This window comes from Microbacterium binotii (assembly GCF_021398715.1).
Lineage (GTDB): Bacteria > Actinomycetota > Actinomycetes > Actinomycetales > Microbacteriaceae > Microbacterium > Microbacterium binotii_A.
Genome location: NZ_CP090347.1, coordinates 3,057,413 through 3,083,127, shown reverse-complemented (window position 1 = coordinate 3,083,127; position 25,715 = coordinate 3,057,413). Strand labels below are relative to the sequence as shown.

The window sequence follows — 25,715 nt, the reverse complement described above, 5'->3', positions numbered from 1 at the left end:
TCCATAAACGCCGACGCGGGGCCCGGCAGGACCGGACCCCGCGTCGCGTCGAGGGCTCAGCCCTTGTAGCCGGTGCGCCAGCCGCCCTGGTAGGTCTGGCGGGCGACGGTGGAGTAGGGCACGGGGCTGACGACCACGCGCACCTCGGTCTGCTCGTGCGGCTCGACGGAGGCCTTGGAGGTGCCGCCGTTCGGCTCGCCCCAGACGACCTTCAGCTCGGTGCCCTCCGGCACGTCGGGGTCGACCGTGCCGAGCGAGAGACCGCGACGCTCGTTGGCGCTGTAGCCGGTGAACATCGAGAAGCCGACGACCGTGCCGTCCGCATCCACGACCGAGTCGTAGTTCGCGGAGCCGTAGTTGGCCAGCGGCAGGTCGAAGAACTTGTAGTTGGGTCCGTCCACGTTCAGCAGCGAGCCCCAGACCTTGGCGAGGTCCTCGGCGTTCCAGGCGAGGGTGACCTTCTTGCGCTGGGTCGAGGGGTCGATCTTCTCGAGCGCGTCGCGGCCGATGAAGTCGTGGTCGAACTTCACGAACGAGCCGTATCCGAGCTCCCACGGCGTGAGGTAGTAGTCCTCGATGTTGTCGGAGACGAAGGAGCCCGCGAGGGTGCCGGTGGCCTCGTAGCTGTCGACGCCGAGCCACTCGCGGTAGCCGCGCTCGGCCTCGCCCGAGTAGATGGCGGGAAGCGGCGAGGGGATCCAGCCGGACTCGAGCGTGTTCGAGGGGTAGGCGCGCGATCCGACCGGCACGAGGCCGAACTCGACGCCGGCTTCGACGATCGCGTCGCGGATGGCGTCGTGGTCCTCGTAGGGGCCCCAGATCTCCAGGCCCGGAGCGCCGGCCATGCCGTGACGAAGGGTGCGCACGGTCTTCCCGGCGATCGTCATGGTCGACATGTTGAAGAAGCCGAGCTTCTCCAGCGGGCCGCCGTTGAGCTTCTCGATGACGTCCCACGCCTTCGGGCCCTGGATCTGGAAGCGGTAGTAGCGGCGCGTGACGGCGTGGCCGTACGGGCGCGAGGGCGAACGACGGTCGACCTGCACGTCGAGGTTCTGGTAGCCGCCGGTCTCACCGTGGTACATCAGCCAGTTGGATGCGGGTGCGCGTCCGACGTAGACGTACTCGTCCTCGGCCTCGCGGAAGAGGATGCCGTCGCCGATCACGTGGCCGCTCGCGGTGGTGGGCACGTACTGCTTGGCCTTGTTGACCGCGAAGTTCGCGACCGAGTTGATCGCGGTGTCGCTGATGAGCTTGATCGCGTCGGAGCCCTTCAGGAACACGTTGTCCATGTGGTGGGACTGGTCGTAGAGCACGGCAGTGTTGCGCCAGGCCTGCTGCTCCTTGATCCAGTTCTGGAAGTCGGCGGGGACGACCGGGTAGATGTAGGAGCCGATCTGCGAGTTGCGCAGCATCTCGACCGGGTTGTTCTGGTCGATGAGTTCCTGCAGGTTGCTGGCCACGATGAACCTCTCTGTTCGGGGGCCGGCGCCTCGGGTGAGGCGTCGGAGTCAGGTGAAGACGATGGTGTGGTTGCCGTGCCGGATGACACGGTCTTCCGCGTGCCACTGCACGGCGCGCGAGAGTACGGCCCGCTCGACGTACGCACCGCGGGCCTGGAGATCGGCGGCGGTCATCGAGTGGTCGACACGGGCGACGTCCTGCTCGATGATCGGGCCTTCGTCGAGGTCCTTGGTGACGTAGTGGCTGGTGGCGCCGATGAGTTTGACGCCGCGTTCCTTGGCCTTCTTGTAGGGGCCGGCGCCGATGAAGGCGGGAAGGAAGGAGTGGTGGATGTTGATGACCGGCACGCCGACGCCCTCGAGGAAGTCATCGGTGAGGATCTGCATGTAGCGCGCCAGCACGACGAAGTCGACGTTGCCGGCGAGGAGCTTGACGATCTCGCGCTCGGCCTCCGACTTGTCCGGGCCCTGCGAGGGCACGTGGAAGAAGGGGATGCCGAACGAGCGGACGTCCTCCGCGGTGTTGGTGTGGTTGGAGATCACCATCGGGATCGTGACGTTGAGCTCGCCCCGGCGGTGACGCCACAGCAGCTCGAGCAGGCAGTGATCGCTCGTGGAGGCGAGGATCGCCATCCGCTTCGGCACGGACTGGTCGGTCAGGCGCCATTGCATCCCGTAGGGCTCCAGCGTCTGGGCGAGGTCGGCTTCGATGTCGCCGATCGCCGCGGCCAGGTCGGGCCGGTGGAAGACGACGCGCTGGAAGAACGCGCCGCCCTCGGGGTTGTCCGAGTACTGGTCGAGCGTGACGATGTTCGCCTTGTTGCGCGTGATCAGCGCGGTGACGGCGGCGACGAGCCCGGGCTGGTCGGGGCCGTGCACGATCAGGCAGGCGTGGTCACGTAGGGCGTCTTTGTGCAGGGACATGCGGGGATCTCCTCAGGACTGCGCGGCGATGTAGTCGCGGGCCCAGTCGGATGTCGCCCGCAGACCGCCGAACGTGTAGAAGTGAATTTTGACAGGTCCGCGCGACTCCTTCTTCGCGACGAGCGCTCCGAGGTCGCCGATGAACCGGTCGGGGCCCGCCGTTCCCATCAGGTTGGTGAGCGAGAACCCGTACTTCTTGACGATCATCGCGTTGGCGCCGACGCCGAAGCGGCGGGCGAAGGTGATCAGGCGCTTGATGCCCGCGGGGCCCGGCGTGCCGATGCGGATCTCCGAGGTGATCCCGCGCTCGCGCACGCCGTCGATCCAGTCGATGACCGGGTCGGTGTCGAAGGCGAACTGGGTCAGGATGACCTGGCCGAGGCCCGCATCGGCCAGGGCCGACGACTTGTCCTCGAGGTGGCGCCACAGCACATCCGTGGGGATGTCGGGGTGCCCCTCGGGGTAGCCGGCGATGGAGACCTCGCGCACGCCGTACTTCTGCAGGATGCCGGAGCGGATGACGCTCAGCGAGTCGGGGTAGGGGCCTTCGGGCTCAGCCGGGTCGCCGCCGACCGCGAAGACGTGCTCGGTGGCACCCACCTGCTGGAGGCGGTCGAGGAACTCCTCCAGTTGGGCCGCCGAGGCGAGTCGGCGGGCCGACACGTGCGGGACGGGGACGAACCCGGCATCCTTCACGGCCTTGGCCGCGGCGACGCGCATGTCGAGATCCTCGTTGCCGAGGAAGGTGACGTTGATCTTGGTGCCGGCGGGGATGACGTCGCGGGCTTCTTCGAGCCCAGGGATGTCCTTGCCGGTCATCTCGAGCGAGAAGCCGTCGAGGAGGGCGAGGGATGCGGCCGGGTCGGGTGCGGGGGTGTTACGTGCCACGAGTCGTGGTCCTTCCGCTGTCGGGAGGGCTTCGTTGCGCCTCGTCAGCGAGAGTACCTATGTCGATAGGTAATGACAAGAGGTATTTCACGGCTCGTCGTCCTCCTTCGGGATGACATGCGCCCGGGGAGTTACATCGCCCCGCCGATGCGCCCGCGATTCCGCGGGAGGACCATCGGATTGTGCCATCTTCACCCGTGTCCGCAGCCGCTCCTCCCGCTCGCCCGAAACGCCGCCGTCGGCGCGTGGTGGTCACGACGGTCGTCCTCGGTGCGCTCGCCGGAGCTGTCGCCGCAGCAGCCTTCGCCGCCGACGTCTACGGTCCGCGGTTCGGTTTCTATCTCGTGCCCCCCTCCGTTCAGAAGTACGCGGAGATCGCCGTCGAACGCCTCGGCCGGGGCTACCACGCGGACGACCCGGAGTGGCCGGCGGCGCGGGCCGCCATCCTGGATGCGGCGAGGTCGTCCGGCGACTACGCCGAGCTGTATCCGCTCCTCGAAGAGGGCACGCAGATCGCCGGCGGCCGGCACTCGAGCTTCGTGCCGGCGGGGGCGGCTCCCGCCGCTGCTGAGCCCTCGGCGCAGCCGACGGTCCGCTCCGACTCCGGTATCACGACCATCGTGCTGCCGGAGATGGTCTCTCCGCGCGCGGAAGACCTTCAGGCCTACGCGACGGCCGTCGCGGACGGCATAGACGAGTCGGCCGCGCACACCTGCGGCTGGGTGGTCGATCTGCGCGGGAACCGCGGCGGAAACATGAATCCGATGCTGTCGGGGGTGGCGGCGCTGCTTCCCGACGGCGATGCGTTGTCGTTCGTCGACCGGGGCGGCAACGCGACCCCTGTCACGATCGAGGCCCGCGGTGCCGCGGTGGCCGGGAACGTCGCGGTCGACGTCGGCGCGCGCAGCAAGGTCACCGGCCAGCCGATCGCCATCCTCCAGGACGAGTGGACCGCGTCGAGCGGGGAGGCCGTGCTCGCGGCCTTCCGCGGCGTGGACGGCGTGCGTACCTTCGGCACGGACAGCGCAGGCTACACGTCCGCGAACGTGAGCCACACGCTGTTCGACGGCGCCACGATCGTGCTGACCGAGAGCCTGTACGTGGATCGGACGGGCCGCAACTACGAGGAGAGCGCCATCGCGCCCGACCTGAACTCGACGGACGCCGAGGCGGATGCGCGCGCCTGGCTGGGCGAGGAGGGCTGCGCGGGTTGAGCGCGCGGGCGGGGGTCAGCCCTTGCGGGAGGCGCCCGCCTCCGTGAGCCAGGACTCGTTGTCGATGCTCTGGAGCACCCGCATCTCGTCGAGCATCTTGCGCAGCAGCGCGTTCAGCCGGGTGACCTCCACCGGCGACATGTGGGCCAGGATGATCTCCTGCCCGCGAAGAGAGATCGGCAGCATGTCGTCGTGCATGGCGGCGCCTGCTGCGGTCAGGTACATCGGCCGCGAGCCGCGGGCGCCCTCGGCGAGCACCAGCAGACCCCGCTCCACCAGGGTGTTCACGCTCTTCGAGACGATCGCCTTGTTGACCACCAGGAACTCCGAGACCTCCGATGCGGAGAAGCCGGGGTTCATGGCGAGTGCGGAGATCACACGCCACTCGTTGGTGCCCAGATCGAACTGGCGCCGGAGCTCGTGGGACTCACGCCACACCAGCGCATTGGAGAGCAGCGCGAGCAGCCGCGGGGTGAACGCATCCGGGTCGATCACATCGGCCAACGGCTCGACCACCGCGCTCCGGGGCGGCTCGACGCCATGGGCATGGCGGTTGCGATCAGTTGCCATCGGGTTCCTCTCCGTGGGTCGGATGCGGCCGGGGCCGCAGGGACGGGGGGAGACCGAGACCGTTCGTGATCCCGATCTCCCTCCGTTCGTCAGTGCGCCATCGCCGCCAGGGCCTCAGGATCGATCGTGGCGATCGACCGGGTGTCCTGGAAGGCGCGTACGCCTTCGATGCCCTGCTCGCGTCCGAAGCCGGACTGCTTCATGCCGCCGAAGGGCGCGCGCAGGTCGAGGCGGGTGGCGCCGTGGTCGTTCACCCACACGTAGCCGCAGACCAGTTGCGATCCCACGCGCTGCGCCGACTCGGGCGATGCGGTCCAGACCGAACCGCACAGGCCGCCCCAGGTGTCGTTCGCAAGGGCGACCGCCTCCTCCTCCGAGTCGAACGGGATGATCGGGATGACCGGGCCGAACTGCTCCTGGGTCACCACGCGCAGCGACGGGTCGGGGTCCACGACGATCGCCGGACGCAGGAAGTTGCCGCCCGCGAGCTCGCCGCCGGGCAGGGTGCCGTACTCGCGCACGTCGGCGCCGGCATCCTTCGCCTCCTGGATGATCTCCTCGACGAACGCCTTCTGCGCCGGCTGGTGGAGCGGGCCCATGGTCGTGCCCTCGTCGAGCCCGTACCCGATCACGACCTTCTCGAGGCGCGCTTCGAGCCCCGCGACCAGCTCGTCCAGACGCGAGCGGTGCACGAACACGCGCTTGGCGTTCATGCAGATCTGGCCCGTCGTGTCGTAGATCGCGGCGTAGAGACGGTCGAGGTGCGCGTCGTCGAGGATCGCGTCCTCGAGGAACACCGCCGCGTCGTTGCCGCCGAGCTCGAGTGTCACCCGCGTGAGGGTCTGCGCAGCCATCTGCATGATGCGCTTGCCGCCGTTCACGCTGCCGGTGAAACAGACCTTCGCGACATCGGGGCTCTGGATGAGCTCCGACATGTTCTCGTCGCGGCCCGTGACCACGTTGAGCACCCCGGGCGGCAGCTTCTCGGCGATGCGCTGCACCACGCGGGTCGTCGCCAGCGGCGCGGAGGGCGGCGGCTTCACGATCGCGGTGTTGCCCGCGAGCAGCGCGTGGGGCAGGGCTGCGCCGAGGATGGCGATGGGCCAGTTGAAGGGCACGATGATCGTGACGACGCCCAGCGGCTGGTAGGCCACCTCGGTCGTTACGGGGATCGCGCCGGGGACGACGGGGAGCGTATGCCCCTTCTCGACCTCGTCCTTCAGCATGAGGGCGAGGTTCCACCGGATCTCGAAGACCAGGGCATCCACCCACCCCTCGAAGCGGATCTTGCCGTTCTCCTGCGACAGGACGGCGGCGTCCGTGTCGCGCTCGTCGGCGATGCCGGCGATGGCTGCGGCCATCGCCTCCGCGCGCTCCGCCGCCGACAGTGCGCTCCACGACCCGAAGGCGGCGGATGCGGCGGCGACCGCATCCGCGACATCCGCGGGCGTGGCCGCAGCGGCCTCGCCGACGACGACTCCGGGCTTTCCCGGATCGGCGATCTGTAGAACGTCATCGGTGAAGCGCTCCGCGCCCCCGATGTAGAGCCCTGTCCGCACTCCGGCGGACGTCTGGGCGATCGAACTCGACATCCCTGCACCTCTCTGTGTCTCGGATATGTGCGGGATCGCGACCGTCGCCACCCCCGCGGCACGAGTTTACGTCCATTCTTGTTTACATGTAAATGAGATCGTGCTACGTTCACCGAGTCGCCCTCCAGAGTCGGATGGCGACACCCGAAGCGACGTCGATGAAGACGCGATTCTGCGCACATTCGACGTCTCCCTGCCATCGACGAGGAGGCATGATGAGCAGTTCCCCCCTGCAGACGGACGACCGTCCGAACGTGGCCGAGCTGGAGGATCTGGCGTTCGAGCTGCGGCGCAAGCTCCTGCAGCTGTGCGGCACCTACGAAGGCGCGGTCCACATCGGCGGAGACCTGTCCTCGGCGGACATCTTCACCGCTCTCTTCCACTACGGGCTGAACGTCGACCCGACCGACATCGCCAACCCCGAGCGCGACCGCTTCGTGCTCAGCAAGGGTCACGCCGCCGTCTGCATGTACATCGCGATGGCGATGCGCGGCTTCTTCTCCTACGAAGGCATCGTCGACACCTACGGGCAGCTCGACAGCGCATACGGCATGCACCCGTGCAAGGTGCAGCTGCCGGGTGTGGAGGCGTCGACGGGCTCTCTCGGCCACGGCCTTCCCCTCGCCGTGGGCATGGCGCTCAGTGCCCGTCACCGCGGTGACGCCCACCGCGTGTTCACCCTCCTCGGTGACGGGGAGACCGGCGAGGGCTCGGTCTGGGAGGCGGTCATGGCCGCTCGCAGCAACCGCCTCGGCAACCTCGTCGCCTTCGTCGACCGCAACCGCCAGCTCATGACGAGCTTCGCGGAGGAGCGTGTGGCATTCGAGCCCTACCCGGACAAGTGGCGCGCCTTCGGGTGGAACGTCGTGCACATCGACGGCCACGACATGGGCCAACTGGTCGAGGCGCTCGACGCGCTGCCCGAGCCCGACAGCGAGACGCCGACGGTCATCATCGCCGAGACCATCAAGGGCAAGGGCGTCGACTTCATGGAGCGCAACCTCGCCTGGCACGCCGGATCGCTCGGCGCCGCCGACCTCGAACGCGCCCTCGCGGCGCTCACCGCCTCGCGTGAGAAGGAGTCCGTCTGATGCCTGTGACCTTCACTTTCGGAGAGTTCCTCGGAGCGCGATCGGTGATCGGCTCGACTCTCGCGGAGCTCGGCGCCGAGTACGAGAACCTGTGGGTGCTCACCCCCGACATCGGTGCGACCCTCGTCGAGTTCCGCGACACCTTCCCTGACCGGTTCATCGATGTCGGACTCGCCGAGCAGGCGTGCGTCGGGATCGCCGCTGGCCTCGCCTACGACGGCAACATCCCCGTCGTCTCCGGCATGCTCCCGTTCCTCAGCATGCGCGCCCTCGAGCAGGTGCGCACCGACGTCTGCTACCCCAACCTCCCGGTCAAGATCATCGGTACGCACGGCGGACTCGTCGGCAACGGCGGATCGACGCACTACGCGGTCGAGGACCTCGCGCTCATGTGCGCCCTGACGAACATGACCGTCACCTCGATCGGCGACCCGCTCATGGTGGGCGAGATCATCCGGCAGTCGATGACGATGCAGGGACCCATCTACATCCGCCTCGCCGTCGGCAAGAAGGACAAGGTGCTCTACGAGCCCGGTCAGCACGAGGTGCGCATCGGCAAGGGGATCGTGGCGCGGGAGGGCACCGACGCGACGATCTTCACGCACGGTACGACCGTCGCGCAGGCGCTGGATGCCGCGGACGAGCTGGCTGCGGACGGCCGCTCGGTGCGCGTGGTCGACATGTTCACCCTGAAGCCGATCGATGAGGAGCTCATCGTGCGCTCCGCGGCCGAGACCGGAGGGCGCTTCGTCGTGCTCGAGGATCACCTCGCCTACGGCGGACTCGCCACCCGCGTCGCCGACGTGGTGGCCGATCGCGGCATCCGGCTGACGGCGTTCGAGCGACTCGGGATCCCGCAGGTCTACGCCGGCTTCGGCGAGGACGAGCAGCTGCGCGACAAGTACGGCTACGGGCTGTCGGCGACGACCGCGGCGCTGCGTCGCGTGATCGCGGCCGAGGGGTGAGCCCGACCATGCGCACCGTCGCCGTCACGCGCATCGGCAATCTGCGCGATCCCGACGAGGCCGCCCGCGGCCGCATCGGCGTCGTCGACATGCCCCAGCCCGAGCTGGGCCCGGAGGATGTCCGCATCCGCGTGGCCTACGCCGCCATCTGCGGGTCCGACCCGCACCTGGCCGAGGGCTTCTTCGGAACCGACGTCCCCATCGGCCTCGGACACGAGGTCTCCGGCGTCATCGAGGCGCTGGGGGAGCGTGCCGGGCGCGGCGGTCTCCGCGTCGGCGACCGTGTCGCCGGCAACTTCCTCCGCTTCTGCGGCTCGTGTCGACCGTGTCAGGACGGACGTCAGCAGTTCTGCGAGCACATCCAGGACTACAACCGCCCGGGTATGGCGGAGACCGTGACCTGGCACGAGTCGCAGGTCTACCGCCTGCCCGACAGCGTGAGCCTGCTCGAGGGATGCCTGCTGGAGCCCACCTCCGTCGCCGTGCGCATCGCCGACAAGACCCGCATCCGTGTCGGCGATCGTGTCGTCGTCTGCGGTGGCGGCCCGATCGGGCAGCTCACGGTTCAGGTCATGGCCCGCTACGGCGCGACCGCGCTCACGATGATCGAGCCGATCGCGGACCGGCGGGGGATGGCCCGGCGCCACGGGGCGCAGTACACGATCGACCCCACGAGCGAGAACCAGGCCGCGGTCGCCGACGAGCTCACCGAGGGGCGCGGCTACGACGTCGTGATCGACGCGTCGGGATCGACCCGCGCCACCCGAGGGCTGCTCGATCTGGCGGCCAAGGGCGGCACGGTGATCTACGGGGCGATGTACCCGAGCGACTACGAGCTGCCGCTGAACATCTCGGACTACCTCTACCTGAAGGAGCTCACGCTCACCGGCGTGTTCGTTTCGCCGTACGCGTTCCCGCGTGCGTTGAACCTGCTGCCGCACCTTGACCTGGCCGAGTTCACCCAGGCCGTCTTCCCACTCGAGCAGGCCGCGGAGGCCTTCGAGGCGCACCTCACCGGGCGCCATCCGAAGGTCATCATCGCCTGCAACGACGAGGCACGGCTCGGAGGACTGTCATGACCACCGCACTGGAACGCGAGGCGGCCCCGGTGGAGACCGCTCCTGCGCTCGAAGCCCGCGACATCGTCAAGCGCTTCGACGGCGTCCACGCCCTGAAGGGCGCCCGGCTGTCGGTGCTGCCCGGTGAGATCCACGCCCTGCTCGGCGAGAACGGCGCGGGCAAGTCCACGCTGATCAAGGTCGTGACGGGGCTGTACGCCCCCGACGGCGGCACCATCCTGCGCTCGGGCCAGGAGGTCGAGTTCCAGAGCGTGCGCACCGCCCGCGGCGAGGGGATCGTCGCGCTCTACCAGGAGCTGTCCATCATCCCGTCGCTGACGGTGGCCGAGAACATCCTGCTGGGCGAGCAGACGCCGCGCCGCGGGGGCGTCGTCAACTGGCGGGAGCTCCGTCGGCGGGCGAAGGAGCAGCTGGACAGCATCAACCAGCGCATCCCGCTGGGCAAGCTCGCCGGCGACCTGTCGCCCGTGCAGCAGACGATGGTGGCGTTCGCCCGCGCCCTCGCCACGGACGCACGGGTGCTCATCCTGGACGAGCCGACCGCGTCGCTCACGGACACCGAGATCACCGATCTGTTCGCGGTGCTGCGATCCCTGCGCGAGCGGGGCGTCGCCATCGTCTACGTCTCGCACCGCCTCGAGGAGGTCTTCGAGTTGTGCGACCGGCTGACGATCATGCGCAACGGCGAGACCATCATCACGAAGGATGTGGCCGACTCGCACATCGACGAGGTCATCTCCCTCATGGTCGGCCGTGAGGCGGGTCAGCTCTATCCCGAACGGGGCTCGGGCGGCGGAGACGTCGTGCTGCGCGTCGAGGGCCTCACCGGTCGCCGCGTGCAGGACGTGTCGTTCGAGGTGCGGGCGGGTGAAGTCCTCGGCATCGGCGGTCTGGCCGGCGCAGGGCGCAGCGAGCTGCTGCGCATCCTCGCCGGAGCGCAGAAGCATCAGGCCGGCACGATCACGGTGGGCACCAAGACGCTGCCGCGCTCGCCGGGCGTGGGCCGCGCGCTCGCCGCGGGCATCGCCCTCGTCCCCGAGGAACGCCGCAGCCAGGGCGTGATCCTGGGCGCGTCGATCCAGGACAACATCACGATCGCGAACCTCTCCTCGGTGAGCTCGGTCGGCGTCGTCTCCCAGGCGCGCATCGCCGACATCGCCCGTCGTGGGATGTCGGATCTGCAGATCAAGGCGCGCAGCCCCCGCCAGAGCGTGGGCGAGCTGTCGGGCGGCAACCAGCAGAAGGTCGTGCTCGCCAAGATGCTCGAGCGCCAGCCCGCCGTCCTGCTCATGGACGAGCCCACGCGCGGGATCGATGTCGGCACCAAGGCCGAGATCTACCGCCTCATCCGCCGCCTGGCGGCGACCGGCACCGCCGTGATCGCCGTCAGCTCCGAACTCCCCGAGCTCATCGGCATGAGCGACCGCGTCGTCATCATGCACGAGGGCCGCATCTCCGGACAGGTCGACGCGGCGGAGGCCGACGACGAACTGCTCCTCTCCTACTGCTACGGAAAGTCAGAGTGACATGGCCACCACCACGGATCCCACGCTCACCACGCGCAGCATCGTCACCGCGCGCGCGGAGTCGTTCGGGCGCATCTTCCTGCACGGCGGCACGGTCGTCGCCCTCATCGTGCTCGTCGTCTTCTTCTTCGCGATGCGCCCCGATGTGTTCCTGACCTTCACGAACGTGAAGAACATCCTGTACCAGGTGTCGATCCTCGCGATCATCGCCGGGGCGCAGACCATCGTCATGGTCGTCGGCGACTTCGACCTGTCGGTGGGCGCCACATCGGCGCTCGCCGGCGCGGTCGCCGCATCCATGATGATCAACGGCGTCCCGGTGACGGCCGCGGTGGCCGTCGCAATCCTCGTGGGTCTGCTCGTCGGACTCGTGAACGGCGTGCTCATCGCGTATGTCAACCTCTCGGCCTTCGTCGCGACGCTCGCCACGATGACCTCCGTGGTGGGTCTCGCGTACCTCGTGACCGCGGGGACGACGCTGTTCAACCTGCCGCCGGAGTTCAACTCGATGGGGCAGGGGAAGCTGTTCGAGATCCCGATCCCGGTCTACATCGCGATCGTCATCTCGCTGCTGCTGTGGTTCGTCCTGCGCTTCACGACGATGGGTCGGCGCTGGTACGCGACCGGCGGCAACGTCGAGGTCTCGCGCCTGTCCGGCATCAACGTACGGCGGGCTCGTCTCATCGCGTTCACGGCGGCCGGAGCGATCTCGGCGCTCGGCGGCGTGCTGCTGGCGGCGCGCCTCGGCAGCGCGAGCGCCGTGCAGGGCAGCGACAACATGATGTTCTCGGTCGCCGCCGTCTTCCTCGGCATGACTGTCGTCCGCTCGGGCGCCGCGAACCTCGGCGGCACCATGGTCGGCGTCGCGATCATCGGCGTCATGAGCAACGGCCTGAACATCCTCGGCGTCAACGCCTACGTCCAGCAGGTCGTCACGGGCCTCATCATCATCGCCGCGGTGACGCTGTCGTCGCTGCGGCACCGCGAGCGCTGACGCTCCGCATCCGCTTTCCCGAAGCGGTCGCCCCGCGACCGCGCACCATCACAACGGCACGAACACAAAGGAGTAACACGTGCGCACATCATTCAAGGCCCTCGCGGCCGTGGCCGCCGCAGCGGCCCTCGTCCTGACCGGATGCTCGTCGGGCGGCTCGGGAGGCGGCGGTGACGACACCTTCAAGGTGATCGCCTTCACCTCCGGCAACCAGACGCCGGTGGGTGCCTGGTGGGTCAAGGCCGTGCAGGACAAGGCCGACGAGCTCGGCTGGGACCTCACCGTCATCCAGGGCGACTTCGACTTCCAGAAGATGAACCCCGCGGTCGAGAGCGCCATCGGGCAGGGTGCCGACGCGATCTTCGACGGCTACACCGACGTCGCCTCGATCGGCTCGATCGTGACCGCCGCCAAGGACGCGAACATCCCGATCTTCGCGATCGACTCCGCGACCGAGGAGAACGATGCGTTCGCGATCAACGTCACCGCCGACCAGCAGGGCATCGTCGATCAGACCGTCGGGGCGTTGGATGAAGCGCTCGGAGGCCTGAAGGGCAAGAACATCATGGTGATCGGGCACGACCCGCACCCCGGCATCCGGCTGCGCGCCAGCCTCGCCGAGAAGGCGCTGACCGCGGCGGGCGCGAACATCGCCGGCGGCGACATCCAGAAGGTCGCCTCTCCCGCGACGGGACGCACCGAGGCGCTGTCCCTCGTCGCGGACTACCTGTCCGCGAACCCCGGCGGCCTCGACGGCGTCTGGGTCGGTTGGGACGACGCGGCGCTCGGCGCCGCCCAGGCCGTCAGCGAGGCGGGCTCGAAGGCGAAGGTCACCGGCGTCGACGCGACGAGCGAGGCGATCGCCGCGATCAAGGCCGGCGGGCCCTTCCTGGCGACCATCGAGCAGCCCTGGCCCAGCATCCTCGACACGGTCGTCGGGGACATCGAGGCCTACCGCAAGGACGGCACGCTGCCCTCCTCCCGCTTCGACGCGGTCGCCACGACCCTCGTGACCGTCGACAACGCGGACAGCATCACCCCCTCCGACAAGCTCGGTTGACCCCTCGGGGCGGGGTGCTGAGAGCGCCCCGCCCCACCCCAGACATGGATGGAGGTCGCACATGCGACTGGAATCGAAGACCGCCCTCATCACGGGTGGCAGCAGCGGCATCGGTCGTGCGACCGTCGAGAAGTTCCTCCGCGAGGGCGCGAAGGTCATGATCGCCGACGTCGACCTGGCGCGCTCCGACCAGGTCGTGACGGAGCTCGAGGGCCTCGGCTTCACGGGCTCGGTCGCGGCCGTGCGCACCGACGTGTCCCGCTATGAGGATGTGGAGGCCGCCGTCGCCCGCACGGTCGAGGTGTTCGGCTCGCTCGACGTGATCTTCAACAACGCGGGGATCGCGGGCGGCAAGCCGCTGCTCGAGCACGACCCCGAGGTCGACTACGCGCCGATGATCCGCATCGATCAGGACGGCGTCTACTACGGCATCCTCGCCGCCGGCCGGCAGTTCCGGAAGCAGGGGACGGGCGGCGTCATCATCAGCACGTCGTCGATCTACGGCCAGCAGGCCGCGGAGCTCTCGTTCTCGTACAGCGCCGCCAAGGCCGCCGTCATCTCGTTCACCCGCTCCGCCGCCTACGAACTGGCGCAGTACGGCGTCCGCGCCGTCGCGATCACCCCCGGGCGCGTCGGGACCCCGATCATCAACCAGTTCAGCGAGGAGCTGCGGGCGACCTTCGCCGCCGAGCAGATGCGCAACGCCCTCACGGCCCCCGAGGAGATCGCGGACGTCGTGGCGTTCCTGGCCTCCGACGAGGCGAACGCCATCAACGGCACCGTCGTGAGCGTCGACGACGGCTACTCGGTGTTCAAGCAGCGGCTCGATCTGCCGGTGTTCTGAGGCGCGCCATGGACCTCGATCTCGCGTGCCACCTCTCGGCGATCACGCCCGAGCTGGCCCCGGCGCAGCTCGTGCCCGTCCTGCACGACTTGCGGGAGATGGGTTACCGACGCGCTGTCCTCCCGCCGCTGGATGCCGCCTCCACCGACGTCGACGCCCTCGCCGACGCGTTCGTGCGCACCGGGATGCTGCCGATCGCCATGTGCGGTCAGGCCCCGGACGCGGACGTCTCCTCGCCCGACGCCGATGTGCGTCGGGCGGGGGTCGAGCTGCTGCGCGCGAGCGTCCGGTTCGCCGAGCGGCTCGGGGCCGACCAGCTGAACGGGGTGCCCTACGGGCTCTTCGGTCGCCCGTCGGAGCCCGTCGCCCCCGCCCTCCTCGCCGAGAGCGCGCGGGCGGTGGGGGTGGTGGCCGACGAGGCGGCGGAACGCGGCGTCCAGATGACCTTCGAGGTGCTGAACCGCTACGAGGAGGCGGCGATCAACACGGCCGCGCAGGCCATGGACTACGTCGCCGCGAGCGGTTCGGCCCACCTCGGCGTGCACCTGGACAGCTTCCACATGGCGATCGAGGAGGCGGATGCCGTGCAGGCGGTCCGTACCGCGATGCCGCGGTTGCGCTACCTCGAGCTCGGCCAGTCGGGCCGCGGTCCGCTGGAGCACGGTGCGGTGGATGTGCCCGCCCTCGTGCGGGAGGCATTGGATGCGGGCTACCGCGGCCGATGGGGCGTGGAGGCGTTCTCGCGGCCGCTGGCCGGGGGCGCCGCCGATGTGCTCTCGATCTGGCGCGCGCCCTACGCGGACGGTCTCGCCCTCGCGCGGGACGCGATCGGCGTCATCCGGCGCGGCTGGGCGGAGAGCATCCCGGGCCGGAGATCGCACCGCCTGGCCCGTGCGACGGGCTGAACCGGGAGCACCCCTCCCATTGCGCGCGGACCCCGCGTCGCTCAGGATGTATTCACACGTATAGGGCAGGGAAGCCCGGAAAGGTGACACCGATGTCGACCGCAACGCAGGACACCGCCACCCTGATCGATCCCGACCTCTTCGCCGGGCGCATCTACATCGACGGCGAATGGGTCGAAGGTGGGGGCGGTGCCATCGCCTCCGTCGAGCCCGCCACCGGTGAGACGCTCGTGCAGGTCGGGATGGCGGATGCCGCGGACGTCGCGCGAGCCGCCGCATCCGCCGCACGCGCGCAGCAGGAGTGGGCCGCCACGCCGCATCCGGCCCGTGCGGCCGTGCTGCGCAAGGCCGCACAGCTGTGGGAACAGCACGCGGAAGAGATCATGGGCTGGAACATCCGCGAGGTCGGTGCCATCCCGCCGCTCGCAGGCTTCGCCCTGCACGTCACCGCGGCCGAGTGCTATGAGGCGTCGTCCCTGCCCTCGGCGCCGCTGGGCACCATCCTCTCCAGCGAGGAGCCGCGCCTCTCGCTCGCCCAGCAGATTCCCGTGGGCGTCGTCGGCGTCATCTCGCCCTTCAACGTTCCGCTCATCCTCGGCATCCGCGCGGTCGCGCCGGCTCTCGCGCTCGGGAACGCCGTCCTGCTCAAGCCCGACCCCCGCACGGTCGTGACCGGCGGTGTCTCGATGGTGCGCATCTTCGAGGAGGCCGGTCTGCCGAAGGGCATCCTGCAGCTCGTCCCCGGCGGCGCCGAGGTCGGCGAAGCCATGGTGGCCGACCCGCACGTGCGCGTGGTCGCCTTCACGGGGTCGACGCGTGCCGGGCGCGCCGTCGGAGAGCTCGCCGGCCGTCACCTCACTCGCGCGCATCTCGAGCTCGGCGGCAACTCCGCCTTCCTCGTGCGCGAGGACGCCGACGTCGACCAGGCGGTCAACCTGGCCACGTGGGGCGCCTTCCTGCACCAGGGGCAGATCTGCATGACGGTCGGCCGCCACATCGTCCACGAGTCGCTCTTCGACGAGTACGTCGCGAAGCTCGCGGCGAAGGCGGACTCGATGGTCGTCGGCGACCCGGCCGCAGGGCAGGTGCACCTCGGACCCCTCATCGACGAGACGCAGCGGGACCGCGTGCACACGCTCGTGCAGGACGCCGTCGCCCAAGGCGCCCGCCTCGCGGCCGGTGGTACCTACGAGCAGCTGTTCTACCGCCCGACGGTGCTGGCGAATCCGCCGAAGGATGCGGCCGCGTACTGCGACGAGGTCTTCGGCCCCGTCGCCTCGGTGGTCTCCTTCGCGACCGACGACGAGGCCGTCGAGCTGGCCGCGGCGACCGACTACGGGCTGTCGTTGGGGATCGTCAGCCGCGACGCCATGAAGGCGTACGACCTCGCCAAGCGCATCCCCACCGGCATCGTGCACATCAACGACCAGACGGTCAACGACGAGGCGAACTCGCCCTTCGGCGGTGTCGGCGCCTCCGGTACGGGATCCCGCCACGGCGGTGCGCAGGCGAACATCGACGCCTTCACCGAGACCCGCTGGATCACGATGCGCCGCGAGCCTGGACAGTACCCGCTCTGACGCACACGGATGCGGGCGGTCCCCTCGCCGGGCCCGCCCGCATCCGTCTCAGAACGTCAGGTTGAAGACCCGGCGCGCGGTGTGCTCGAAGAAGTCGGCCTTCTCCGCATCCGAGATCGGCAGGGCGTCCTGTGCTGCGACCTCGTCGGCTTCGAATTGGTACGGATAGTCCATCGCGTACATCACGCGGTCCGGACCCGTGACCTCGCGGGTGAACAGGATCGCCGGCTCCCAGGGCATCCCCGAGGTCGTGAGCCAGATGTGGGAGCGGAAGTACTCCGAGGGACGCTGCGCGAGCGGCTTGATCGCCTCGTAGCGTCCGGAGGCGACCTGTTTGGCGTGCATGTGGTCGATCCGGTGCAGCCAGAACGGAAGCGCCTCGCCCAGGTGCCCGACCACGAGCCGGAGGCGCGGGTGGCGATCGAAGACGCCCGACGTGATGATCCGGAGCAGATGGAGCCCGGCGCTCGCACCGAAACCGAGGATCGCGCCGTCGAGACCGGCTTCGCGGTAGGGGGAGATCATGGCGTTCGGGGGTGTGCCCGGATGCAGGTACAGCGGCACGTCGAGATCCTCCAGCTCGCGCAGCAGCGGAGCGAAGCGCGGGTGGTCGATGTGGTCGCCGCGCACGTGGTCGTTCAGCATCAGACCCTTCAGCCCGTGCTCTCCGACCGCGCGGCGCAGCTCCGCCACATCCGTCGCGGCATCCGTGAACGACACCGTTCCCAGTCCGGAGAAGCGCCCCGGGCGCGCCTGGCAGATCTCACCGAGGCGGGCGTTGGCGGTCTGCGCCAGCGCCACGGCCTCGTCTGCCGGCAGCACCTGCGTGCCGGGAGAGGTCAGGGCGAGCACCTGATGGTCGATGCCGGTCGCATCCATGTCGGCGATGCGTCGCTCGGCCGCATCCTGCAGGCGCTCCACCACCGCTCGCGGCTGTGGATGCGGCGAGTTCAGGAAGTAGCCCATGAGGCTGTTGAAGCCGACATCGTCGAGGTCGCGGCGCGCGAGGTGGTCGCGGTACAGCGCGATCGCCTCGGGCGGCGCCCAGGCCTCCTCCGTCGCGATGCGCAGATACGGCGGGCGGTGTGCGTCGGCGTTCATGGAAGGGAGATCCTCTCTGCGGCGGCAGCCGGCTCGTCGATGTCGTGCGTGGAGATGTCCGGCAGACGCACGGCGACCGTGGCGGCCACGCCACTGTCGACGTGGCCGAGCGCTGTGCGCAGGGTGTCCTCCAGGTCGTCGAAGTCCGTGACCGTCGCCGCCCAGCCGCCCCCCGCGGCGCGGGCGACACCGGGCAGGTCGGCTTCGCGCCCGAGCCCTACCCAGAACCGCTCATCACGCTGGGCGACGCCTTCCGGGTACTGACGCACGGCGTTGCGCCTGGTCGCGTTCCAGCCGCCGTTGTCGAGGATGACGGTGAGCGTCGCGAGACCGTAGCGCGCGGCGACGGATGCGGCGGAGGAGGGCGCGCTGAAGTAGAACGTGCCGTCGCCGACGATGCTGACGACGCGGCGGTCGGGTTCGGCGAGCTTGAGGCCGAGGGCCCCGCCGCCCGACCAGCCGAGCGACGTTCCCCGGTTGCCGAACACCGTGCCCGGCAGCGTCCGAGGCAGGGACCGCCAGATGTCCGGCGCCGCGGTGATGGCCTCGTTGACGACGATCGTCTCCGCGTCGATCAGCCGCGCCAGGGTGGCGCCGACGCTGCCCGCCGACAGGCGCCGCTCGGCGACGTCCGCCGCGATGCGCTCGTCCCGCTCGGCGCGGGCGCGGCTGGCCTCGGCTGCCACGCTCTCGCGGCGGGTCCGGGCGGCGTGCGCCTGAGCGGCATCGGGCGCGTGCTCCAGCAGTTGGTCGAGGAACGTGACCGCGTCGGCGCGGATGAGTGCCTCGGCCGGCAGGTACCAGAGGGGGATGCGCTCCTGGAGCGGGTCGTCGCCCACCACGAAGATGCGGGCGTCGGGGTCGGGGTGTACGGCGGCGGGGATCCACGGCACGTCCGCGTCCAGCACGATCAGGACGTCGGATGCCTCCACCGCCGCGGCGGGGGTGTCGCCCAGGTGCAGGGGGTGATCGTGCGGGAAGCTCAGCACCTCCGCGTTGTACTCGACGACCCCGATGCCCCATCTCTCCGCGAGCGCCACGAGGCGGGCGACCGCATCCGGGTCCCGGCCGACGGAGGTCGTGACGATCGTCGCGCGGGAGGCGCCCGCGAGCGCGTCGACGACCGAACGGACGGCATCCGCGCCGGCGGCGGCGGGTGCGATGCGCGGCCAGCGCTCGACGGCGGTCGCCGGAGCCGGGGCGCTCTGGGCGAGCACTTCCCGCGCGGCCGTGAGATACACAGGGCCCGCCGGGCTGCTGCACGTGAGCTGCAGAGCGCGGAGCACGACCTGCGGGACGTTCGCCGCGGTGCGCAGGTCGTACGACCACTTCGCGTACGGGCGCACCAGCGCGTGTTGATCGGGGACGTCCTGGAGGAAGGTCACGTGGGTGTCGCGGCCCCCTTGTTCCTCGCCTTCGAGGGTGTACGGCGTGAGTCCCGCGAAGATCAGGACGGGCACACGCGCGCGGGCCGCGTTGTGCACCGCGCCGCCGAGATTCGCCGTCCCCACATCCGTGTGGACGAAGACCGCCTGCGGGCGTCCCGTGGCGAGGGCGTAGCCGTGCGCGGCGCTCAGCGCCGTGTATTCGTGCGGGCAGACGATGACCCGGGGAACGCGTTCGCCGCGCGCGCGATCCGCGGCGAGCGCCTCGATGAGGGCCGGATGGTCGCTGCCGAGGTTGGCGAACACGTGCTCGACACCGGCCCTGCGCAGGGTGTCCACCAGCATGGCGGCGGCGGTCGCCGTCATGAGCGACTTCCGGTGAGGACGTGACCGTCGACGCTGTGGAAGCGGAGATACTCGTCGATACCGTGGGGTGAGCCCTCCCAGCCCATGCCGCTCTGCTTCCAGCCGCCGAAGGGGATCCAGCGCGAGCCTTCGGGTGAGAACAGGTGGCTGTTCACGAAGGTGACCCCGGCTTCGATCTCGCGGGCCACGGCCGCACTCGCGACCGGATCGCTCGACCAGACGGATGAGGCCAGGCCGAAGGGGGTGTCGTTGGCCCAGGTGACGGCCTGCGCGACGTCGTCGTAGGCGATCACCGGTAGCACCGGTCCGAACTGCTCGTCCCGCACCAGCTCGTCCTCCTGGCGCGCGTCGGTCACGAGGTGGGGGAGCAGGAAGTGGCCGCCGTCCCATTCGCCCGGGGACACCGGGCGGCCCAGCTCACGCACCTCGCGGCCTGCCGCGCGGGTGCGTTCGACGATCCCGCGCACGCGTTCCAGCTGCGCGGCGTTGTTGAGCGGGCCCATGGTCGTCTCCGGATGCAGCGACTCGCCCACGCGCATCCCGTCGATGCGCTCCGCCAGAAGCGCGGAGAGCTCCGCATGCTGTCCGCGCGGCACGTAGACGCGCTTGACCGCGAAGCAGACCTGGCCGGCGCGGCGGTAGGCGGAGGCGACGATCCCCTCCGCGGCGCGGGTCAGATCCGCGTCCGCCAGCACGATGGCGGGATCGTTGCCCCCCAGCTCCAGATGAACGGGCTTCAGCGCCGCCGCGGCCCGCGCCAGCACGTGGCGAGCGGTCTGCCCGCCTCCGGTGAAGGACACCTTGCCCACCCGCGGGTCGTCGATCAGAGCCTCGACGGCTGCGGCCGTCCCGTTGACCACCGAGACGACACCCGGGGGGAAGACGGCGCCGACCAGGCGCGCAAGCACCGTCACACCCAGCGGAGACGTGGGCGAGGGCTTGACCACGACCGCGTTGCCGGCGGCGATCGCGGGCGCGATCTTGTTGGCGGTGAGCACGAGCGGGGCGTTCCACGGCACGATGCAGCCGACCACCCCGAACCCTCGACGCTCGACCCGTACATAGGCGTCGTCGGCGCCGCGGCGATGCAGCTCCGGTTCGAGACGCTCGGCGACGGCGTCGGCGATCGCGCGGAACACGGTCGCGGCGGCGCCGGTCTCGGCGCGGACGGTCGCGAGCGGCGATCCGTTCTCCCTTGCCGTCAGGACCGCCAGACGATCGGCGTGCTCGTCGATCACGTCTGCGGCGCGGCGCAGCAGACGTTCACGATCCGCGATGTCGGAGCGGGACCAGGATGCGGCCGCGTGCGCCGCCGCATCCACCGCCGCGGTCACCTCGGCCGCGCCGCCGTCGAAGACGACGCCGACGGTCTCGGCGACGCGTGCGGGGTTGCGCACCTCGATGCGGGTGCCTCCCGCGCGCTCCTCTGCGTCGATGAGGTGCCCGAGCTCGACCGGGCTGTGCGCGTCGACGACGGGGAACGCCGCGACGATGCCGGGGCCGCTCACGAGAGAGCCCCCGCGGACGACGGCATGACGAGCGAGAGGAGATGCGCGCGAAGGCCGAGGAACTGTTCACTGGCGCGGGTGCGCACCTGGTCGCGGGTGCGACCGAGGGGCACCGGAACGACTTCGCGGACCACGCTCGGATTCTTCGAGAGCACGACGATCCGATCGCTCAGGTAGATCGCCTCGTCGATGTCGTGGGTGACCACGACGACCGTGATCCCGAGTTCGTTGCGCACCCGAAGGACGAGATCCTCGAGGTCGAACCGGGTCTGTGCGTCGACCGACGCGAACGGCTCGTCCATGAGAAGGAGCTCGGGGCGGTACGACAGGGCCCGGGCGATGGCGACCCGCTGCTGCATGCCTCCCGACAGCTCCCACGGGTACTTCTTGCCCACGTGCGCGAGGCCCACGCTCTCCAACACCTCCTCCGCGCGTCGCTCGCGTTCCCGTCGCCCCACGCCGCGCGCGGCGAGGGGGATGGCGACGTTCTTCGCGTTCGTCATCCACGGATAGAGCGAGCGGCTGTAGTCCTGGAAGACGAGGCCGAGCTCGGCGGGCACGTCGGTGAGGCGGTCGCCCTCGAAGCGCACCTCGCCGCCGCTGGGAGAGGCGAGTCCGGAGATGCAGCGCAGCAGCGTCGTCTTTCCTGCGCCGCTGGGCCCGACGATGCAGACCAGCTCGCCCTTGGCGACCTCGAAGCTGACGTCGGCGACGGCGGTGTTGGCCTGGTCGGTGCCCTCGTTGTAGGTCTTTCGCAGTCCTTCGACCTCGAGGACGGGGACGGTGGATGTGGGGTGGGACATCGATCCTCCTTAGGATCCGTTCGCGGCCCGCGAGCGGTAGTACCAGCGCAGCGCGCGGCGCTCGACGACGACGAAGAGGTAGTTCAGGACAGTGCCGAGCAGCGCGAGGACGAGGATGCCGGTCCACATCTTCACGATCGCGAACTCCGCCTGCGCCTGCAGGATGAAGTAGCCGATGCCCGAGCGGGCGGCGACCATCTCGCTCACGACCATCAGCACGATGGCGATGGTGAGGCTCGCCCGCATCCCCGCGGCGATCTGCGGTGCTGCGGCGGGCAGCACGACGCGGAAGAACGTGCGGATCCCACCGAGGCGCAGCACGCGGGCGGTGTCGAACGCCGTGCCGGAGATTCCGCGCATGCCGTCCAGCGTGTTCAGCAGCGTGGGCCAGATGGAACCCAGCGCGATGAGCGCGATCTGCCGCATCTCGCCGATCCCGAAGATCGCGATCATCGCCGGCAGCAGAGCCGGTGCGGGCAGGACGTAGAGGAAGTAGATCAGCGGGTTCGCCGCCTGGCGCACCCGTCGCCACCGCCACAGCACGGTGCCGCCGACCAGGCCGATGATCACACCCGCGAGGTAGCCCAGGATGAGGTTTCGCACGCTGGCGATGAGGTTCGTCCATGCGCCGTAGACGACCCACTGGTTCCAGGTCTCCTGCACGATCCGCGACAGCGGCGGAAAGAACGGCGACGTGCTGCCGGCAGAGACGAACCACCACACCGCGATGAGGACGACGGGCAGCCACAGCGCGAGCAGCACCCCGACGAGGCGTGAGGCGAACGGTCCCGAGCGGCGCCGTGGGACGGGAACGGTGCTGGTGGTCAGCCGGCTCATGCGCGCGCCCCCTTCGCCTCGAGCCGCATGTTGCGCTGCGACTCGTGCCAGTGCATCAACCGCTTCTCGAGAAGGAAGAACGCTCCGGTGAGAGCGATGCCCAGCAATCCCGCGACGATGATGTACGCGTACATCGTGGGGTAGGCGCTCACCCCGGCGTTCTCCGCGAGCAGGATGTTGCGCCCGACGCCCGCGGCGCCGCCCACGATCTCCGCGACCACCGCCAGGATGAGCGCCTGCGCGGAGGCGATCCGCATCCCGGTGACGAGGTACGGCGACGCGCTCGGGATGCTGACCACGAGGAACCGCCGGATGCCGCGCACGCCGAGCGCCTTCGCGGTGTCCGCGACGACGGGATCCATCGAGCGGACGCCGTAGATCACCTGGATGACGAACGGCCAGAAGGCGGCGAAGCAGATGAGGAAGACCTTCATCGGCAGGGTGGAGCCGGCGACGAGGATCACGAGCGGGAGCACGGCGATCGCGGGGATTGCCTTGAACGTCTCGATCACGGGCGCCGCGCTTTGGCGGGCGATGTCACTGTGTGCCAGCGCCGTGCCCACCACCAGGCCCAGGGTGATCGTGATGACCATGCCGAAGAACCAACCGATGAGCGTCGCCCCCACGGCGGACCATAGTCGCGGCGTCGTGAGCTCCTGCAGGAGCGCCGCGATCGAGTCCGTCATGGAGGGGAACTGCGTCGGGCTCACCAGCGCCGTCGATGTCGCCAGCTGCCAGGCGGTGAGCACGATCGCCACGGCCAGCAGCGGCAGCACCACGGCGAGGCCGCGCTCGCGCGCTACGCCCCTCATCCGCCGCCGCCCTCACGGGTGGGGAAGGAGTGCGACGTCACGTCAGTTCTCCAATGCGCCGGGCCAGACCACCGAGTCGACGTCCAGGTTCTTCAGGGCGTCGGTCAGGGACTGGTCGGTACCGAACTTGACGAGCAGATCGCGCGCCGTCTCGAATCCGGTGACGGTCAGGTGGGGGTCGCCGCCGATGTTCCAGCGCGCGGCGGCCGCCTGCTCGGCGGTGACGCCCATCCCCTTCTCCAGCGCGGAGCGGGCCGCATCCTCGTCCGCCGACGCGCCTTCGATCGACTCGATCATCGCGTCCGAGAACGCTCGCACGGTCTTCGGGTTCTGGTCGATGAACGACTGCGACGTGTTGAAGAGCGTCGTCGCCGCGCCGTTGAAGATCTCACGGTTGTTGTAGCCGAGCGTCACACCGCCGGCCGAGAGCGCGTCGGCCGCGAACGGCCACTGCATGACCGCCGCATCGACATCGCCGTTGGCGAGAGCTGCCGCCATCTGACCGAAGGGCATCTGCACGAGCTCGATCGAGCTCGCATCCACGCCGTCGCGGCTCGCCAGCTCCCACAGCGTCAGCGTGTTGTGGGACGACAGTCCGACGGTGGCGACGCGCTTGCCCTCGAGATCGCCGTAGTCGGTGATCCCGGAGGTGGGTGAGGCGATCGTGATCGTCCCCTCGTCGTCGGGCTGGATCTGCCCCTCGATCGTCGACACCGCGCGCAGCGGAATGCCGTTCGCGTTCGCGGTGAGCACGTGCACCACGGTGGCGAAGCCGAAGTCGTAGGTCCCGCTGGCGACGCCCGAGACGATCGAGGCGACATCCGTCTGCGGGGTGATCTCGAGAGTGAGCCCGTGCTTCTCGAAGATGCCCTCCTCGATCCCGTAGTACAGCGGTGCGAACTGCGAGGACGGGTTGATGGCGATGGTCAGATTCGCCTTCTCCGGAGCGCCCGTCTCGTCACCGCCCGCGGGTTCGGCGGCGCCCGCGCAGGCCGCGAGGGAGAGCGTCATCAGTGCGGCCGCGGCCAGGGCGGCGGTCCGGCGGAGGGTCAGGAACGTCATTGTCTGCCTCTTTCTGTGTGAGCGGAAGCTCGGTCGGGTGGTGCGGGTGTCAGAGCCCCAGCAGACGCGACACGTTGCCGTGGTAGATCTCGGCCCGGTCGGCGTCGTCGATGATGTCCATCTCCTCGAGGTTGGCGATCGTGGAGCGGATGTATCCGGGACCCTTCTCGGGGTCGAAGGGGGTGTCGCTGGCGAACAGCGTGTGATCGACGCCGAAGAACTTGATGGCGGTGCGCATCGCGTCGCCGGCGCCGAAGTAGGCGGTGTCGACGTAGAAGCGGCGGAACGCGTCGATGGGGCGCTCGGTGAGGGGATACCCCTCGATGTCCTCCGCCTGATCGGCGGGGGTGCGTGAGCCGAGCTGATCCCATCCCGGCCCGATCCGGCCCGCGAAGTGGGGGATCATCGCGCCGCCGTGGTGGATGAGGATCTTGATGTCGGGCAGCCTCTCGAACACCCCGGAGAACACGAGCCGGGACATGAACGCCGACAGGTCGTACTCCCAGCCCAACGTCCACCAGATCTCGAACTTCGAGCGCGCCTCGGTCTTGTAGTCGGACCAGCTGGAGTCGCGGCAGGGATGGACCTGGATCATCTTGTCGCCGCGTGCGGCCACCGCCTCGTAGAACGGGAAGAACCGCTCCTGGTCCATCGGCCCGCCGTTGACGTGCGTGTAGATCTGCACGCCCACCGCGCCGAGCTCGTCGAAGGCGCGCTCGGCCTCCGCGATCGCGGCATCGACGTCGCTGAGCGACACCGCGGCGCAGAAGCCGGCGAAGCGGTCGGGGTTGTCGCGGGTGAGTTCCGCCATCCCGTCGTTCGCGATCCGCGCGAGCTCGACCGTCCGCGCCGTGGGTCCGAGATCCTCGAGCGGCGGCGCTGCCGAGTTCACGATCTGCCGGTAGTCGGGGCCGAACTCGTCCATGATCCGGAACCGCTCGTCCATGTCCACGAGGGCAGGAACGCCGCTCACCCGCTTCTGGATGTTGCGCGCCACGGGGCTGTCGTCGATGGCGAAGAGTCGCTTGGCGTACTCGGCCGGCAACAGGTGGCAGAAGGCGTCGATCTTCATCGGCTCGGATCCTCTCTCGCCGGCTCACCTCGTCGTGGCCGGAACGCGAGCAAGCCAATCCCCGTCGCCGGAAGCGG

The 25,715-nt window shown here is 69.6% G+C and carries 23 protein-coding genes; 10 read left to right on the top strand and 13 right to left on the bottom strand.

Translation table 11 applies throughout. The features are described 5' to 3' along the window. Nucleotides 1–56: 56 nt before the first annotated feature. From ligM to LXM64_RS14915, 3 genes are read right to left on the bottom strand one after another with little or no spacing between them, the layout of a single operon-like run. Nucleotides 57–1,460: a vanillate/3-O-methylgallate O-demethylase gene (ligM, locus tag LXM64_RS14925; RefSeq protein ID WP_234073899.1), complete on the bottom strand. Its 1,404-nt coding sequence runs from the start codon at nucleotides 1,458–1,460 to the stop codon at nucleotides 57–59. Between the two features lie 48 nt (nucleotides 1,461–1,508). Next, nucleotides 1,509–2,384 carry a formyltetrahydrofolate deformylase gene (gene purU / locus LXM64_RS14920; RefSeq protein WP_137418715.1) on the bottom strand — a complete coding sequence of 292 codons (876 nt, stop codon included), beginning with the start codon at nucleotides 2,382–2,384 and terminating at the stop codon, nucleotides 1,509–1,511. Between the two features lie 12 nt (nucleotides 2,385–2,396). Continuing rightward, complete coding sequence (locus LXM64_RS14915; protein WP_419144842.1) at nucleotides 2,397–3,272, bottom strand: methylenetetrahydrofolate reductase; 876 nt, start codon at nucleotides 3,270–3,272, stop codon at nucleotides 2,397–2,399. Nucleotides 3,273–3,517: 245 nt separating this feature from the next. Here LXM64_RS14915 and LXM64_RS14910 point away from each other — a divergent pair, with 245 nt between their 5' ends. After that, complete coding sequence (locus tag LXM64_RS14910; RefSeq protein WP_234073898.1) at nucleotides 3,518–4,486, top strand: S41 family peptidase; 969 nt, start codon at nucleotides 3,518–3,520, stop codon at nucleotides 4,484–4,486. Nucleotides 4,487–4,501: 15 nt separating this feature from the next. Here the strand turns inward: LXM64_RS14910 and LXM64_RS14905 are convergent, their stop codons facing one another. Then, nucleotides 4,502–5,056 carry a MarR family winged helix-turn-helix transcriptional regulator gene (locus LXM64_RS14905; RefSeq protein WP_234073897.1) on the bottom strand — a complete coding sequence of 185 codons (555 nt, stop codon included), beginning with the start codon at nucleotides 5,054–5,056 and terminating at the stop codon, nucleotides 4,502–4,504. Nucleotides 5,057–5,145: 89 nt separating this feature from the next. Next, nucleotides 5,146–6,648: an aldehyde dehydrogenase family protein gene (locus LXM64_RS14900; protein ID WP_234073896.1), complete on the bottom strand. Its 1,503-nt coding sequence runs from the start codon at nucleotides 6,646–6,648 to the stop codon at nucleotides 5,146–5,148. Nucleotides 6,649–6,863: 215 nt separating this feature from the next. Between LXM64_RS14900 and LXM64_RS14895 the strand changes: the two genes are divergently transcribed. The 9 genes from LXM64_RS14895 (at nucleotide 6,864) to LXM64_RS14855 (ending at nucleotide 16,692) form a co-directional block, all read left to right on the top strand. Next, on the top strand, nucleotides 6,864–7,739 hold the full coding sequence (locus tag LXM64_RS14895) for a transketolase (RefSeq protein ID WP_234073895.1): 876 nt from the start codon (nucleotides 6,864–6,866) through the stop codon (nucleotides 7,737–7,739). Next, nucleotides 7,739–8,704, top strand: a complete 966-nt coding sequence (locus LXM64_RS14890; RefSeq protein ID WP_234073894.1) for a transketolase family protein — start codon at nucleotides 7,739–7,741, stop codon at nucleotides 8,702–8,704. Before LXM64_RS14895 ends, LXM64_RS14890 begins: the two co-directional genes overlap by 1 nt. Nucleotides 8,705–8,712: 8 nt before the next feature. Then, the gene (locus tag LXM64_RS14885) at nucleotides 8,713–9,783 is read left to right on the top strand and encodes a zinc-dependent alcohol dehydrogenase (RefSeq protein ID WP_234073893.1); all 1,071 of its coding nucleotides are present in this window, start codon (nucleotides 8,713–8,715) and stop codon (nucleotides 9,781–9,783) included. Then, the gene (locus LXM64_RS14880; RefSeq protein ID WP_234073892.1) at nucleotides 9,780–11,309 is read left to right on the top strand and encodes a sugar ABC transporter ATP-binding protein; all 1,530 of its coding nucleotides are present in this window, start codon (nucleotides 9,780–9,782) and stop codon (nucleotides 11,307–11,309) included. Before LXM64_RS14885 ends, LXM64_RS14880 begins: the two co-directional genes overlap by 4 nt. Nucleotide 11,310: 1 nt before the next feature. Beyond that, nucleotides 11,311–12,303: an ABC transporter permease gene (locus LXM64_RS14875; RefSeq protein ID WP_234073891.1), complete on the top strand. Its 993-nt coding sequence runs from the start codon at nucleotides 11,311–11,313 to the stop codon at nucleotides 12,301–12,303. A 79-nt stretch (nucleotides 12,304–12,382) separates the two neighbouring features. Beyond that, nucleotides 12,383–13,363, top strand: coding sequence for a sugar ABC transporter substrate-binding protein (locus LXM64_RS14870; protein ID WP_234073890.1), 981 nt, complete (start codon nucleotides 12,383–12,385; stop codon nucleotides 13,361–13,363). 61 nt (nucleotides 13,364–13,424) lie between these two features. Further along, entirely contained in the window at nucleotides 13,425–14,207 is a 783-nt protein-coding gene (locus tag LXM64_RS14865; protein ID WP_234073889.1) for an SDR family NAD(P)-dependent oxidoreductase, read from the top strand. An 8-nt stretch (nucleotides 14,208–14,215) separates the two neighbouring features. After that, nucleotides 14,216–15,112: a sugar phosphate isomerase/epimerase family protein gene (locus tag LXM64_RS14860; protein ID WP_234073888.1), complete on the top strand. Its 897-nt coding sequence runs from the start codon at nucleotides 14,216–14,218 to the stop codon at nucleotides 15,110–15,112. A 92-nt stretch (nucleotides 15,113–15,204) separates the two neighbouring features. Further along, nucleotides 15,205–16,692, top strand: coding sequence for a benzaldehyde dehydrogenase (locus LXM64_RS14855; RefSeq protein WP_234073887.1), 1,488 nt, complete (start codon nucleotides 15,205–15,207; stop codon nucleotides 16,690–16,692). A gap of 48 nt (nucleotides 16,693–16,740) precedes the next feature. Here LXM64_RS14855 and LXM64_RS14850 read toward each other — a convergent pair whose 3' ends face one another. The 8 genes from LXM64_RS14850 to LXM64_RS14815 are packed head-to-tail and all read right to left on the bottom strand — an operon-like array spanning nucleotide 16,741 to nucleotide 25,638. Next, a complete protein-coding gene (locus tag LXM64_RS14850; protein ID WP_234073886.1) occupies nucleotides 16,741–17,793 on the bottom strand; it encodes an amidohydrolase family protein in 1,053 nt (350 codons plus the stop codon). Further along, nucleotides 17,790–19,544 (bottom strand): thiamine pyrophosphate-requiring protein, encoded by a 1,755-nt coding sequence (locus LXM64_RS14845; RefSeq protein ID WP_234073885.1) that lies wholly within the window; start codon nucleotides 19,542–19,544, stop codon nucleotides 17,790–17,792. Before LXM64_RS14845 ends, LXM64_RS14850 begins: the two co-directional genes overlap by 4 nt. Next, entirely contained in the window at nucleotides 19,541–21,052 is a 1,512-nt protein-coding gene (locus LXM64_RS14840) for an aldehyde dehydrogenase family protein (protein ID WP_234073884.1), read from the bottom strand. The genes LXM64_RS14845 and LXM64_RS14840 overlap by 4 nt, the downstream gene beginning before the upstream one ends. Then, on the bottom strand, nucleotides 21,049–21,855 hold the full coding sequence (locus LXM64_RS14835) for an ABC transporter ATP-binding protein (protein ID WP_234073883.1): 807 nt from the start codon (nucleotides 21,853–21,855) through the stop codon (nucleotides 21,049–21,051). Before LXM64_RS14835 ends, LXM64_RS14840 begins: the two co-directional genes overlap by 4 nt. Before the next feature lie 9 nt (nucleotides 21,856–21,864). Further along, a complete protein-coding gene (locus LXM64_RS14830; RefSeq protein ID WP_137418724.1) occupies nucleotides 21,865–22,692 on the bottom strand; it encodes an ABC transporter permease in 828 nt (275 codons plus the stop codon). Continuing rightward, the gene (locus tag LXM64_RS14825; RefSeq protein WP_234073882.1) at nucleotides 22,689–23,504 is read right to left on the bottom strand and encodes an ABC transporter permease; all 816 of its coding nucleotides are present in this window, start codon (nucleotides 23,502–23,504) and stop codon (nucleotides 22,689–22,691) included. The genes LXM64_RS14830 and LXM64_RS14825 overlap by 4 nt, the downstream gene beginning before the upstream one ends. Before the next feature lie 42 nt (nucleotides 23,505–23,546). Beyond that, nucleotides 23,547–24,566, bottom strand: a complete 1,020-nt coding sequence (locus LXM64_RS14820; RefSeq protein ID WP_234073881.1) for an ABC transporter substrate-binding protein — start codon at nucleotides 24,564–24,566, stop codon at nucleotides 23,547–23,549. 49 nt (nucleotides 24,567–24,615) lie between these two features. Then, nucleotides 24,616–25,638, bottom strand: a complete 1,023-nt coding sequence (locus tag LXM64_RS14815; RefSeq protein WP_137418727.1) for an amidohydrolase family protein — start codon at nucleotides 25,636–25,638, stop codon at nucleotides 24,616–24,618. Between the last annotated feature and the right edge of the window lie 77 nt (nucleotides 25,639–25,715).

What these genes read in the sequence shown, in the direction of transcription:
- purU (WP_137418715.1), bottom strand. Translation starts at nt 2,384, where the DNA reads ATGTCCCTGCACAAAGACGCCCTACGTGACCACGCCTGCCTGATCGTG.
- LXM64_RS14905 (WP_234073897.1), bottom strand. Translation starts at nt 5,056, where the DNA reads ATGGCAACTGATCGCAACCGCCATGCCCATGGCGTCGAGCCGCCCCGG.
- LXM64_RS14900 (WP_234073896.1), bottom strand. Translation starts at nt 6,648, where the DNA reads ATGTCGAGTTCGATCGCCCAGACGTCCGCCGGAGTGCGGACAGGGCTC.
- LXM64_RS14895 (WP_234073895.1), top strand. Translation starts at nt 6,864, where the DNA reads ATGAGCAGTTCCCCCCTGCAGACGGACGACCGTCCGAACGTGGCCGAG.
- LXM64_RS14890 (WP_234073894.1), top strand. Translation starts at nt 7,739, where the DNA reads ATGCCTGTGACCTTCACTTTCGGAGAGTTCCTCGGAGCGCGATCGGTG.
- LXM64_RS14885 (WP_234073893.1), top strand. Translation starts at nt 8,713, where the DNA reads ATGCGCACCGTCGCCGTCACGCGCATCGGCAATCTGCGCGATCCCGAC.
- LXM64_RS14880 (WP_234073892.1), top strand. Translation starts at nt 9,780, where the DNA reads ATGACCACCGCACTGGAACGCGAGGCGGCCCCGGTGGAGACCGCTCCT.
- LXM64_RS14875 (WP_234073891.1), top strand. Translation starts at nt 11,311, where the DNA reads ATGGCCACCACCACGGATCCCACGCTCACCACGCGCAGCATCGTCACC.
- LXM64_RS14865 (WP_234073889.1), top strand. Translation starts at nt 13,425, where the DNA reads ATGCGACTGGAATCGAAGACCGCCCTCATCACGGGTGGCAGCAGCGGC.
- LXM64_RS14860 (WP_234073888.1), top strand. Translation starts at nt 14,216, where the DNA reads ATGGACCTCGATCTCGCGTGCCACCTCTCGGCGATCACGCCCGAGCTG.
- LXM64_RS14855 (WP_234073887.1), top strand. Translation starts at nt 15,205, where the DNA reads ATGTCGACCGCAACGCAGGACACCGCCACCCTGATCGATCCCGACCTC.
- LXM64_RS14850 (WP_234073886.1), bottom strand. Translation starts at nt 17,793, where the DNA reads ATGAACGCCGACGCACACCGCCCGCCGTATCTGCGCATCGCGACGGAG.
- LXM64_RS14845 (WP_234073885.1), bottom strand. Translation starts at nt 19,544, where the DNA reads ATGACGGCGACCGCCGCCGCCATGCTGGTGGACACCCTGCGCAGGGCC.
- LXM64_RS14835 (WP_234073883.1), bottom strand. Translation starts at nt 21,855, where the DNA reads ATGTCCCACCCCACATCCACCGTCCCCGTCCTCGAGGTCGAAGGACTG.
- LXM64_RS14830 (WP_137418724.1), bottom strand. Translation starts at nt 22,692, where the DNA reads ATGAGCCGGCTGACCACCAGCACCGTTCCCGTCCCACGGCGCCGCTCG.
- LXM64_RS14825 (WP_234073882.1), bottom strand. Translation starts at nt 23,504, where the DNA reads ATGAGGGGCGTAGCGCGCGAGCGCGGCCTCGCCGTGGTGCTGCCGCTG.
- LXM64_RS14820 (WP_234073881.1), bottom strand. Translation starts at nt 24,566, where the DNA reads ATGACGTTCCTGACCCTCCGCCGGACCGCCGCCCTGGCCGCGGCCGCA.
- LXM64_RS14815 (WP_137418727.1), bottom strand. Translation starts at nt 25,638, where the DNA reads ATGAAGATCGACGCCTTCTGCCACCTGTTGCCGGCCGAGTACGCCAAG.